8 protein-coding genes are annotated in these 13,098 nt (G+C 65.6%); 5 read left to right on the top strand and 3 right to left on the bottom strand.

What is annotated here, in order from left to right; translation table 11 throughout:
• Positions 1-2 precede the first annotated feature (2 nt).
• The 4 genes from AC3WTO_RS28815 to AC3WTO_RS28800 all read left to right on the top strand — a co-directional run bounded on the left by AC3WTO_RS28815 (position 3) and on the right by AC3WTO_RS28800 (position 6,580).
• Positions 3-2,801: an autotransporter domain-containing protein gene (locus AC3WTO_RS28815; protein WP_492464375.1), complete on the top strand. Its 2,799-nt coding sequence runs from the start codon at positions 3-5 to the stop codon at positions 2,799-2,801.
• Between the two features lie 635 nt (positions 2,802-3,436).
• A complete protein-coding gene (locus AC3WTO_RS28810) occupies positions 3,437-3,679 on the top strand; it encodes a helix-turn-helix domain-containing protein (RefSeq protein WP_492464374.1) in 243 nt (80 codons plus the stop codon).
• A gap of 265 nt (positions 3,680-3,944) precedes the next feature.
• The gene (locus tag AC3WTO_RS28805) at positions 3,945-5,291 is read left to right on the top strand and encodes a glutamine synthetase family protein (protein ID WP_492464373.1); all 1,347 of its coding nucleotides are present in this window, start codon (positions 3,945-3,947) and stop codon (positions 5,289-5,291) included.
• A gap of 2 nt (positions 5,292-5,293) precedes the next feature.
• Positions 5,294-6,580, top strand: coding sequence for an NAD(P)/FAD-dependent oxidoreductase (locus AC3WTO_RS28800; protein WP_492464372.1), 1,287 nt, complete (start codon positions 5,294-5,296; stop codon positions 6,578-6,580).
• 208 nt (positions 6,581-6,788) lie between these two features.
• Here the strand turns inward: AC3WTO_RS28800 and AC3WTO_RS28795 are convergent, their stop codons facing one another.
• From AC3WTO_RS28795 to AC3WTO_RS28785, 3 genes are all read right to left on the bottom strand, one after another.
• Complete coding sequence (locus tag AC3WTO_RS28795) at positions 6,789-7,145, bottom strand: hypothetical protein (protein ID WP_492464371.1); 357 nt, start codon at positions 7,143-7,145, stop codon at positions 6,789-6,791.
• 71 nt (positions 7,146-7,216) lie between these two features.
• Positions 7,217-8,131, bottom strand: coding sequence for an alpha/beta hydrolase (locus AC3WTO_RS28790; protein WP_492558466.1), 915 nt, complete (start codon positions 8,129-8,131; stop codon positions 7,217-7,219).
• An 80-nt stretch (positions 8,132-8,211) separates the two neighbouring features.
• Positions 8,212-8,886 carry a hypothetical protein gene (locus AC3WTO_RS28785; protein WP_492464369.1) on the bottom strand — a complete coding sequence of 225 codons (675 nt, stop codon included), beginning with the start codon at positions 8,884-8,886 and terminating at the stop codon, positions 8,212-8,214.
• A 449-nt stretch (positions 8,887-9,335) separates the two neighbouring features.
• Between AC3WTO_RS28785 and AC3WTO_RS28780 the strand changes: the two genes are divergently transcribed.
• A complete protein-coding gene (locus AC3WTO_RS28780) occupies positions 9,336-12,794 on the top strand; it encodes an autotransporter domain-containing protein (protein ID WP_492464368.1) in 3,459 nt (1,152 codons plus the stop codon).
• Positions 12,795-13,098 lie beyond the last annotated feature (304 nt).

Here is a 13,098-nt window from a genome sequence, read left to right as displayed (position 1 = left end):
CCTTGGCAAAATCGCGCCGCACCGTGCTTGCAGCCTTGCTGCTGTCGACAGCCTTGCCGGCCATGGCGCAAAGCATCGGCGATCCAGGCAATCCCGAGACCTGGCGCACGCCGGAGTTCAAGGCGCAGTGGGGGCTCGACTGGATCTATGCCGACGAGGCCTATGCGCGCGGCTTCGACGGCAGCGGCGTCAGGGTCGGCGTGGTGGACAGCGGCCTGGATGTCGGTCATCCGGAGTTCCTTGGCCGCTATGCGCCCGGCGTCTCGTATGATCCGGCGCAGCCATGGAATGTCGATGCAAACGGGCACGGAACCGCGGTGGCCTCGATCATCGCCGCAAACCGGGACGGCAGCGGCATGCACGGCGTGGCGCCCGGGGCGACGATCGTCATGGCCAACGCCGTCGCCGATGGTGAGTATTTCGACACACTAGCGACGCTGCACGGTGTCCGCAGCCTTGTCAGCCAGGGCTTGCGGATCATCAACAACAGCTACGGCACGGAAGAGCCGATCGATGGCTATGCGTGGGGCAACTCCTGGGAGCGCCCGTTGCTCAACGGGAAGTCTTCCCTTGAAATCTATCGCGAAGCCATCAATGCCGATGCCTTGCTGATATGGTCGACGGGTAACGCCTTCCGGCCCGGCCCGGAGGGCGAATCAGGCCTGCCCTATCTCTATCCGGAGCTGGAAGCCGGCTGGCTCGCGGTCACCGCCGTCGCTCCCACCTACAGGCCCGCCTGGGCAAACCGGTGCGGTGTGGCCATGAACTGGTGCCTGACGGCTCCTGGCGGCGGATGGTGGCGGCAAAATCCGCAAACCGGAGAACTGGAATGGCCGGACAGTGACGACATCACCGTCGCGACCACCGGCGGCGGCTATGCCAAAAGGACGGGCACGTCGCTTGCCGCGCCGCATGTCGCGGGCGCCGCAGCACTTGTCGCGCAAGCCTTCCCCTATATGACGATGAGCCAGGTGCGGCAGGTGCTGCTCGGTACCGCCCAGGATATCGGTGCTCCCGGCGTCGATGCCACTTACGGCTACGGCCTGCTCGATGTCGGCAGGGCGGTGCTTGGGCCGGGCAAATTCGACTGGGGCGATTTCCTCGCCAATGTTCCGTCGGGCCTCAGCACCTGGGAGAACGACATCACCGGTGATGGCGGGCTGGTGAAGTCGGGTTATGGCGCCCTGGTGCTGACCGGCAACAGCAGCTATCGCGGCGACACCCGCATCGCCCAAGGCGTGCTTGCCGTCGATGGTTCGATCGCCTCGCGGACTTTCATTGAGCCCCAAGGCATGCTTTCGGGCGGCGGCACCGTGCATGGCGATGTCCAAAACGACGGCGCCGTCTATGGCGGCTATGGCAGCGAAGGCGGCACGCTGACCATCGACGGAAATTACAGGCAGTCGGCCAACGCGGCGCTGATGGTCATGGTCGGCGCGCCGCAAGGCACCAGCCGGGTCGATGTCACAGGCGGCGCCAACATCGGCGGCTTTGTCGACGCGCTGGTGCCGATGGGCGGCTACCGGGGCGATGCACGCTACACCGTGCTGACGGCGCTCGGCGGCATCAGCGGACGTTTCGACGACGATTGCGGCTGCTACGCCTTCCTCGACCTCACGCTGTCCTACGATCCGACCGCAGTTTATCTCGACGTCGCCCGCAACAGCGTGGCTTTCGCGGATAGGGCCACCAGCCGCAACGGCGCGGCCGTCGCCGGCGCCATCGAAGCACTCGGCATCGGGCAAGCCTTCTATGACCTCACCGTCACCCTGACCGGAGCAGAGGCCGCCAGCCTGTTCGGCCAGTTGCCGGGCGAGGTGCACAGCTCGACCGTCAGCGGGCTGATCGAGAACAGCCAGCTGGTCGGCAGCCAGATGAACGACCGGCTGCGCTCGGCTTTCGAGACGGTCGGCGCGCTGCCGGTGATGGCCTATGGCGACGATGCCGGCATCACCACCGCCGCACTCGCGCCGGCCGCACGCTACGGCGCCTGGGGTTCGGCGTTCGGCAGCTGGGGTTCGACCGACGGCGACGGCAATGCCGGCAGGCTGTCGCGCTCGACCGGCGGCTTCGTCACCGGTGCCGACGGCATCGTCAGCGATGACTGGCGCCTCGGCTTCCTCGCCGGCTACAGCCACTCCTCGTTCAAGGTCGAGGACAGGCGCTCGTCGGCATCGAGCGAAAACTACCATGTCGGCATCTATGGCGGCACACAGTGGGGCGACCTGTCATTCCGCTCCGGGCTTGCCCACACATGGAGCGAGATCGACAGCGGCCGCCAGATTGCGTTCGACGGCGAAATCGCCAGTGAAACAAGCAGCCATCGTGCCGGAACCACACAGCTGTTCGGCGAACTGGGTTACAGCCTGAAGGCCGGCACCATGGCCCTCGAGCCCTTCGCCAATCTCGCCTATGTCAACATTCACACCAGCGGCTTCACCGAGCAAGGCAAGGCGGGTGCGCTGACCGTCCATAGCGGCTCCAACGCCGTCACCTTCACCACGCTGGGCGTTCGGGCTTCGACCGACTTCGATCTCGGCGCGGTCAAGGCCACAGCGCGCGGCATGCTCGGCTGGCGCCACGGCTTCGGCGATGTCACGCCGACGCTGAGCCAGGCGCTGTCCGGCACCCAGGTCTTCCAGGTGGCGGGCTCGCCGATCGCCCGCGACGCAGCGGTGATCGAAGCCGGGCTCGATTTCGCCATCGCACCAAAAGCCACGCTCGGCGTGTCCTATCAAGGCCAGATCGGCCCCGCGGCTCGCGACCACGGCTTCCGGGCGGATCTGAGCGTGAAATTCTAGAAGGGTTTGCGCGTTTCCGCGAACAACGGATACGCGCAAGGGGCCAACGACTAGCCCGCTTCGGTTCGCCGGAGCGGGCGCTTTTTTGCCGACGATCCGTTCGATCATCCCGGCCGGATGCCGGATGAGGCGCATGGTTTGCGACTGAGACCTTAGCGGCTTCGCCGTCGCACCCGATTTTCGGTCGATCCGGGAAACCGGCTGCTTCTGCAGCGAGCCAGCCCTCCCCGCTGCGGACCGTCAGCCGGGGCACCTGCCGGACCGCAGGCAGCCGCGCAAACGCCATTGCGCCACCGTGCAACTCACCTGAACAAATTTGGGAACAGCAAGGGTCGAACGGCCTTGACCGCTTCTTCAACTCAAGATTGTATATATGGAAGAATCGCAACCTGAAGATTAGGAGAGCAACATGTTCATGAACGAACTTTGACAGGGGGCTGTCAAGCTCGTTCGTGCAAGAGGCTGCAAAAGACTTCCTTCGATACCCCATGCAGCCTCGTCCTCCTCCCCGGCCACATTCCCCGGGGAGGAGGACACCTCCGTTGCGGGCGCCACAATCGCCCGTACTCGAACCGGGCCGACGGAACGGTCCGGACCTGGCAAGATGGTTCACCGCGGGCTTGGGGACATGTGAGATGGAAGTGCCTGTTCAATGGAAATATCGACGGCTGTTCGCCAGGAACCTGAAGAAGCACAGGACCTCCAAGGGGCTCGACCAGCTCGGTCTTGCCTTGCAGGCAGGGCTGAGCCGGCGTTGCGTCGGCGGGCTGGAGCGCATGGACAGGACCCCGACACTCGACATGATCGTCGTGATCGCGATGGCGCTGGAGATCGAACCGCACATGCTGATCGCGGCGGATGGCGAGGAGCCCGCTTGAGAGGCTGAAGCACACCAGCCTGCCCTGACGACCAGCGGCGCATGGTCCCGCCCTGCGCCAAACGATGGCGTGCGCGCATGGCTTGCGGCCTGTGTGACAGGCATGCGAACACAGACGGGCGCATTCCGCGCGGCCGATTCCGGCCAACCATCCCAGGAGGATACAATGCAGATCGACGACCGGCGCCCACGCCCTGGCCCTTTGCCGACCAACCTGCTCGCAATCTCGGACAAGATTTCTGACTGGCGCATAGAAGTGGTGGGACATGACTGATACGGCAAAGTGGCTCGAACAACAGGCAATCTCGGAAGTCGAGTGCCTGGTACCTGACATGAATGGTGTGTTGCGCGGCAAGATCGTGCCTGCACCGAAACTCCTGGCGGCGCCCGACGATGCCGCGATCATGCTGCCGAACAGCGCCTTCATGGTGGCGGTGACCGGCCATTACACCGGCGCCATCGACGACGAGAGCGCCTATCAGGACGCCGACATGCGGCTCCAGCCCGACCTGACCAGCCTTTGCCTGGCAGCGGGAACCCGGCCCGGACGGGCTTATGTCTTCTGCGATGCCTTTGCCCAGGACGGCACGCCGTGGCCGTCGGCGCCACGCCAGGTGCTGAAGTCGGTCATCGCGCTCTATGCGGCGCGCGGCTGGCGGCCGGTGATGGCTCCGGAACTGGAATTCTTCCTCACCGCCCCGAACCCCGACCCGAACGTGCCGCCCGGCGCGCCGGTCGGCATTTCCGGCCGCGCCGAAACCTCGCCCGCGCCCTACGACATGGAAGCGCTCGGCGAATTCCAGCCGGTCATCGACGAGATCTACCGGCAGGCCGAGATGATGGCGCTGCCGCTGGACACGATGATCCACGAAACCGGCGCCGGCCAGCTCGAGATCAACTTCAAGCATGGCGACCCGCTGCGGCTCGCCGACCAGGTGCTTGTGTTCAAGCGGCTGGTGCGGCAGGCGGCGCGCGAGCATGGGCTGGCGGCGACCTTCATGGCCAAGCCGATCGCCGAGCAGGCGAGCAGCTCGATGCACCTGCACATGTCGGTGGTGGATACGAAAAGCGGTCTCAACCTGTTCGCCGACGAAAAGGACCGCGACAGCGCGCTGTTCTCGCAGTTCATCGGCGGGCTGCAGGCCTATGTGCCGCAGGTCATGCCGCTGTTTGCGCCCAATGTGAACTCGTTCCGCCGGCTGAAACCGGGCTTCAGCGCGCCGAACAATGTCGAATGGGCGCGTGACAACCGCACCTGCGGCCTGCGCGTGCCGGCTTCGAAACGCATCGGCAGGCGTGTCGAGAACCGGCTGCCGGGCGCCGACGCCAACCCCTATCTCGCCATGGCCGGATCGCTGCTGTGCGGCTATCTCGGCATCGAGGAAGGGCTGGAACGGCGGGCGGAAGCGCCGACCAATGCCTACACGATCAAGCCCGATCTGCCGCGCACGCTGGAGGATGCGCTGGCGCGCCTCGACGGTTGCGAGCCGGTGCGCCGGCTGCTCGGCCAGAGCTTCACCAACGCGTTCCTGCGCCTGAAGCAGGTCGAGCTGGAGAGCTTCCAGGGCGTCGTCACCGCCTGGGAACGTGATCACCTCTTCGGGAGGGTGTGATCATGGGGTTCAATTCCGGACTCGACATGGAGCGATCCTATTACGCGGCGACGGCCAGTCCGGCGCCGCGGCACGCGCCGCTTGCCGGCGAGGTCGATGCCGACCTCGTCGTGGTCGGCGGCGGCTGCACCGGCCTGTCGGCGGCACTGCATGCCGCCGAACGCGGCCTGAAGGTGGTGGTGCTGGAAGGTGGCCGCGTCGGCTGGGGCGCTTCCGGCCGCAATGGCGGGCAGATGATCGTCGGCCTGCGCAAAGGGGCGCTGGAGCTGGTCTCGCTCTACGGCCGCGAACGCGCCAAGGCGCTGTTCGACCTTGCCTTCTCCGCCTGGGGCCTGGTGCTGGAGATGATCGAGCGCCACGCCATCGACTGCGACCTCAGCAAGACCGGCCATCTCGTCTGCGCCGTCAGCGATGGCGACGCGGCCTGGTTCGAGCGCGAGGTCGAGTGCCTGGCCACGGTGATGGACTATCCGCATGCGCGCATGCTGTCTGCCGCCGAGGCTTTGGGCGCTGTCGCCTCGCCCTACAAAGGTGCGTTCTTCGACGCGCTGGGCGGGCACATGCATCCGCTCAACTACACGCTCGGGCTGGCCCGGGCGGCGGTTGCGGCGGGCGTGACCATCCATGAGGACACGCCGGCGCTGCGGCTCGACCGACGCGGCGGCATCCGGGTGGAGACGCGGGATGGCGCGGTGCGGGCCCGCCACGCCGTGCTTGCCGGCGATGCCCTGCTCGCCGGCATCGACAAGCGCGTGGAAAGCCGCATCATGCCGGTCGGCAACTACATCGTCGCCACCGAGCCGCTGACTGACGCCGGGGAGATCATCCCCAGCAATGCTGCCGTTTCGGACTCGCGTTTCGTCGTCAACTACTACAGGCTCACGGCCGACGGACGCCTGCTGTTCGGCGGCGGCGAACGCTACACGCCGCGGCCGCCGGCCGACATCCAGGCCTTCGTGCGCCCGCACATGGAGCAGACCTTCCCGCAGCTCAAGGGCCGTCGGATCGACTATGCCTGGGGCGGCCTGGTGTCGGTGACGACGTCGCGCTTTCCGCATGTCGGGCGCGACGGCGAGGTCTACTACGCGCATGGCTATTCCGGCATGGGCGTCATCCTGTCGACGCTGGCCGGCAAGCTTCTGGTCGAGGCGATGTCCGGCGAGACCAGCCGCTTTTCGCTGTTCGAGGGGCTGAACCCGATGCCCTTCCCGGGCGGAGCGGCGCTGCGCGGACCGCTCTATGTGCTCGGCATGCTGTGGTACGCCATGCGCGACCGGCTGAAGCACTGATACTAGCGATCCTGGATGTGTACACATCCAGGACGCCTCAAGCGCCGGCGCGGCCCCTCCGGGCCGCTTGGCTTTCGCGCCAACGGGCGCGGCGCGCGGTCGCGCGCTCCAACGGTCATTCTGAATGACCGTTGGTATGAACAGCGAGCGGCGGGGGCCAACGCCTCCGCCGGTGGAGCTCGTTACGGCACGGCAAGATGCAGTCCAGTCAGACCTTCCTGCGCGCCGCCCCGACGGCCGCGCCGGCGGCGCCAATGCCGGCACCGATCAAGGCGCAATTGATCAGGATCGACCACAGGTCCTGCTGATTGGCCGAGGCTATGGCCTGCGCTGCCGCCTTGGCGCCATCACTGTTCTTTTTGGCGTCCATCATGGCGACCATTCCGGGTTCGCCGCATTTCCCGGCCAGCGTCGCGATGCTCTCGGGGGTCGTCGCGTAGATCTCCTTCACAATCGCTTCGCAGCGGGCCTGATCGGCGGCGGACGCAGATGGGGTTGCGAACTGGCGATAGCAACCGATACCGATGAGGGCGATGGCGATGACGGCGAAGACGATCTTTTGCATGCTTTTCCCGATTCCATGTCTCGAATACGGCAGTCGCCATTGATGACAAGCGGCCGCTTCAGGTGGTCTGTTCAGCTTCGGGTGGAAATTTCAAGCCGTTGTCGAAGGAAAGCGCCCAGCTCCGCCAGCGATTGATCCGCTTCCGGCATCCTGCCGCTGAACACCTGCCAGACATGCCACATATAGGGCCATTGCCGGATCTCGACCGCCGTTCCGGCGGCATTGGCACGTTCGGCCAGCATGACGGAATCGTCGAGCAGCGTCTCATAGGTGCCGACATGGATCAGCATCGGCGGCAGGCTGGAAAGATCGGCATAGAGCGGCGACACCAGCGGGTTGCGCCGGTCGGCGCCGGCGTAACGCTGTGCCGCGGCGTCGAGGATATCCGGCGTCGGGAAATACGGATCGTGCCGGGCCTCGCTGCGATGGGTTGCGCCGGTCAGCGCGAGATCGGTCCAGGGCGACAGCAATGCCAAACCGGCCGGCAGCGGCTCGCCGGCGTCGCGCAGGGCCAGTGCCAAGGCGAGCGCCAGGCCGCCGCCGGCCGAGTCGCCGGCGAAAGCGATGCGGCGGATTTCGGTGTCGGCGAGCAGGTCACGATAGACCCGCAGCGCATCGTCCAGCGCGGCCGGAAACGGGTGTTCCGGCGCGAGCCGGTATTCGAACAGCAGTACCGGCGAGCCGGTGTCCACCGCGAGCCGCGCCGCCAGGGCGCGATGGGTGGCCAGCGATCCGGTCTGGTAGGCGCCGCCATGCAGGTGCAGCACGGCGGTGCCGGGACGCGCATCGGGCGGCACCAGCCATTCGGCCGGACAGCCGCCGATGCTGCAGGGCCGCACCACGACGCCGGGCGGCAGCTTGAACACGCGGCGGGCAATCTTCTCGCGGTCGGCGCGCAGGTCCGGCAGCGACAGGTTGCGAACGCGCAGCCGGGCCAAAGTGAAGCGCGATATCTGGTAGTACAACCATGAGCGGAAAGACGGCATCTGCAATCCCTGGCAAATGCCGCAGAATTCAGCGAAAACCGTGCAAAATCAAGAAGGCTGGCCCGGCGCTCGCGGCAAACTCAATGCGAGATGCCGGAAACGAAAAGCGCGGCAAGCACGATCAACATGAGCCCGCCAAGCAGCGTGGTGAAGACGAGCGCCATACAGACCAGCGGACGAAGCTCGGAATTGTCGCGAAAGTAAAAATACTCCACGATGACCACCCATACGAGCACCAAAGCCACTGCGGCGCCCGAGACCGTCAACCCCAAAAGCGCCGGCCCGATGCCGCCGAAAAAGGTCAGCAAAAGGATCGACGGCGCACCGATATAGCATTGCTGGTCGAAGGGGACGCGAAGGCTTTCGCGACTGACCCTGCCCGGTGTCAGAAGGTCGAGCAGCAGCGCGCCGACCAGCGGCACGAGACACAGCGCGATCATCGAGAAGGCGGTGACGCTTGTCCAAGAACTGTAGACCATCGTGCCGAGCGTGCTGCCGGTGGCGGCGCGCAAGGCATCGAGGTCGTCCGGGGAGATGAGGCTGCCGACGATGATGGCGATGGCCAGAAAAAGCGCGGGCCGCATCGCATCCGAGAATGCCGCGTCGTGGTCCTGCGCAGCCTGCTCGCGAACGTAGCGCAAGGTCCGGCGCGGGCTGACGATCATGCGCAGCACGGTGAGCGGAAAGAACAGGATCCACATCATGACGTCGTAGACGCCCTGCTCGATCAGTTTCGGGATGTTGAAAAAGTCCATGTGTCCCTCGGGTGCTGCAGCAAGTCCGGCAGAGATGCGCAGATCAACAGGATTCCGCTTTGCTGGCGAGATGTCCTTCGCTGAATGAGCAAACGCCCCCATGCCTTTGAGGTGAAAATATTATCCGCCGGCCTTCATGCACCGACGGCACGCCGAATATGCTACTTTCGAATAACACAAATATCGATTCACAATATTTCCGGATTGAAGCCACGTATATTTGAAAAATAACCTTAATCCCGACTGGGGAGGAAAGGTGATTCGAAATGGCCTGTCCTCAATCTTTGCATGACCCATTTGGAATAACTTCAAAATCTGAAACACAAACGAAACAAGGAAAGATTCTCTTCGGTTTCTGGTGCGCCGGCCTGCTCGGCTCCGGCCTCTGGGTCGAAGATCCCACCTGGGCGCAGGCAGCCTGCACGCTGAACCCCTGCACCGGCACCTCCGTGCTGCAGGCAACCACGAAGGACGTCTTCACCGACGCTTCGCCGGACTGGATTTTCGAGGACGACAGCAAGCTCAACGCCTCAGCGGCCAATGCCGTGAACGGCGGCAAACAGTCCTTCTTGACACGCAGCACGCTCAACGCATCCGCAGCCAACGCCATCAGCGGCGGCACGCAATTCTTCCGCAACCAGAGCACGCTCAATCTTGCGGCCGCCAATGCGATTAGCGGCGGCGAGCAATGGTTTTATGAGAACGCCACGCTCAACGCGTCCACGGCCAATGCCATCAGCGGCGGGGCGCAATATTTCCACGACAGCAATGTACTCAACGCCTCAGCCGCCGGGGCGATCGCCGGCGGCTTGCAGTGGTTCTACAATTCGAGCCGCCTCGACGCTTCCGCCGCCGGTGCGATCAGCGGCGGCCTGCAGTTCATCAACGACAACAGCACGCTGAACGCCTCCGCGCAGAACGCCATCAGCGGCGGTGAGCAATATGTAACCGGCAACGGAACGATCAACGCCTCCGCGACCAATGCCATCAGCGGCGGCAAGCGAACCGTGCTTGACAATGGCACGATCAACGCATCCGTCGCCGGCGCGATCAGCGGCGGCCTGCAATATCTCGGCGGCTCCACCACGCTCAACGTGCTGGCCGAGCAGGCACTGACGACCAGCGCGACGGTGACCTTCGACAACAGCAAAGGCGGCACCGGCGGCACGTTGCGGCTGAATGGCCACAGCACCGCGATCGGCGGCATCAACAGCGCGTTCGCCGGCTCGGGCATCATCACCAATGATGGCGCGGCCGACGCGCTGCTGACCGTCGACACCTCGAAGCTCGGGCTGCCCTCGACCTTTGCCGGCACCATGCAGGACGGTGCCGGCGGCGGCAGGCTGGGGTTGAACCTTGCCGGCGGTGGCCTGCTGCTCAGCGGCACCAACACATACAGCGGCGGCACGACGATCGCCGGCGGGCTCTTGCAACTTGGCAATGGCGGTGCTTCCGGCTCGATCGCCGGCAATGTCGAGAACAATGGAGCATTCGCCTTCAGCCGCAGCGACAGCTTCACCTTCGCCGGCGTGATTTCGGGCAGCGGCGTCGTCTACCAGAACGGTCCGGGCACGACGACCCTGACCGGCAACAACAGCTACAGCGGCGGCACCGCCATCACCGGCGGCACGCTGCAGGTCTCCGCCGACAGCAATCTCGGCGCCGGCAGCGGCATCCTGATCTTCTATGGCGGACGGCTGGCGACCACCGCCGGCTTCGACAGCGCCCGCCCCGTGCTGATGGTAGTGGACGGACGCTTCGACACGGCACCAGGCACCACGCTCGGTCTGACCGGCGAAGTGCTGGGCAATGGCAATCTGGTCAAGACCGGCGGCGGCACGCTGCGGCTGGACAACAAGGGCAACGCCTATGGCAACACGCTGGTCGAGGCCGGCACGCTGGTCGGCAATGCCGCCTCGATCTCGGGCAATCTGTTCAATGCCGCCACCACCGTGTTCGACCAGGCCGGCGACGGCCGTTTCGCCGGGCAGATCGCCGGCCTGAACGGCGCCGCCGGCACCATGGTCAAGCGTGGTGCCGGCACCCTCACCCTTGGCGGCCTGTCGGTGCTGGACTGGACTATCGAGGGCGGCAGCCTGGTCTCGGCGGCCGAGCGGCTCGGCGGCAATGCCAGGATCGAAACCGGCGGCGCGCTCGTCTTCGACCAGGCCACAGATGCCCGCTATGGCGGCGTCCTCTCCGGCAACGGCACGGTGGTGAAGACCGGGACAGGCGCGCTGGTCTATGACGGCAACAGCGCCGCCTTCGCCGGCACCACCAGGGTGGCGTCAGGAACACTGGTCGTCGGCTCCGACACCAGCCATCGCAATGCCGTGCTCGGCGGCTCCATGACAGTGGCGGGAACGCTCGCCGGCCACGGCACGGTCGGCTCCGGCCTCGGTTCGACGGTGACGGTGGCGTCCGGCGGCACGCTGTCGGCCGGCAATTCGATCGGTACGCTGACGGTCGACGGCGACCTGGTCTTCGACAAGGGCTCGCGCTTCACGGTGGAGGTCGACCCCGACAGCCAGGTGTCCGACCGCGTTGACGTGACCGGCAATGCCACCATCAAGGGCGGCTCGGTGCTGCATGTCGGCGCCGGCGGCAACTACCGGCTGCGCTCGAGCTATACGATCCTGTCGGCCAAAGGCGCGGTGTCGGGAAGCTTCGACAGCGTCTCGACCAACTTCGCCTTCCTGACCCCGGTGCTCGGCTACGGCAAGGGCGACGTCACGCTGAAGCTGATGCGCAACGACATCGACTTCGGCGCCAAGGCATCGAGCGGCAACCAGATCGCCACGGCAAAGGCGGTGGAAAGCATCGGCGTGGCCGCCGCCAATCCGCTCTACGACGCGATCGCGCTGCTGCCGGACGACACGCCGGCGATCCGTGCCGCCTTCGACGGCCTCTCCGGCGAGGTCAATGCCTCGACGGTGACGGCGCTGCTGGAAGACAGCCGCTTCGTGCGCGATGCCATGAACGCCCGGCTTCGCGCCGCACAAACGGCCGGCCCCCTGCCGCTGCTGGGTTACGGCGAGGAAGCAAAGACCGCCGCCACGACATTGGTGCCGACGGAACGCCCCTATGACCGTGGCGCATGGGTTTCGGGATTCGGCTCCTGGGGCCATACCGGCAGCGACGGCAATGCGGCGGAGCTGGCGCGCAACACCGCCGGCTTCGTGACCGGCAGCGACGGGCTGGTTTCAGGCGACTGGCGGCTCGGCTTCTTAGCCGGCTACAGCCACGCCTCGCTCAAGGCCGACAGCCGCAGATCCTCGGCATCGGGCGACAGCTACCATCTCGGCATCTATGGGGGCAGGCAATGGGGCAACCTCTCCTTCCGCTCCGGCTTTGCCTACACATGGAGCGACATCGATGCGAACCGGCAGGTGTCGTTCACCGGCTTCGGCGATGCGCTCAGTGCAAGCACCCGCGCCGGCACGACGCAGCTGTTCGGTGAACTCGGCTACGGCATGAAGGCAGGCGACTTTGCCTTCGAGCCCTTCGCCAACCTCGCCTATGTCAGTGTGCGCCACGACGGCTTTGCCGAAAAGGGCGGCGCGGCGGCGCTGAGCGTGCAAGGCGGCACCAGCGCCGTCACCTTCGCGACGCTCGGGCTTCGCGCGGCCACCGATTTCGAGATCGGCACGGCCCGGGCGAGGATGCGCGGCACGCTCGGCTGGCGGCATGGTTTTGGCGATATGACGCCCATGGTCAGCCAGGCCTTTAACGGCTCGAATGCGTTCTCGATCGCCGGCGCCCCCATCGCCAGGGATGCCGCCGTCATCGAAGCCGGGTTCGACGTCGCCGTCGGACAGCGGGCGACGCTCGGGCTGTCCTACCAGGGCCAGCTCGGCACGAAGACGCGCGATCACGGCGTGCGGGCGGATCTCAATGTGAGGTTCTGAGGCCGCAACCGAGCCCGCCCGGTTACCGGCGGGCTCGGATTCCAAGATCGGTTGCAGGAAAAGTGTGCGGCGGTTTTCCGCCCGGAAGTGCATAAAACAAGGCGCTGGCGCATACCCGCGAAATAGGGAAACGCTTTTGCATCGCACTCCGCCTTGGCCACCAATAGCCATCGCGACTGTGGAAAAACAGCAACTTTCAGAAAAATTTCAGAATTCCGAGCTTGTCGGATAGGTTTATCCGTGAGCCCAGATGAGGAAGCTGTCGTTGAGGGGTCTTCGGCAGCCCGAAGGTTTGCGCGAGTAC

Source organism: Mesorhizobium sp. EU05-FHT14A09 (assembly GCF_058790995.1).
This window is presented reverse-complemented; position numbering and strand designations above follow the sequence as displayed.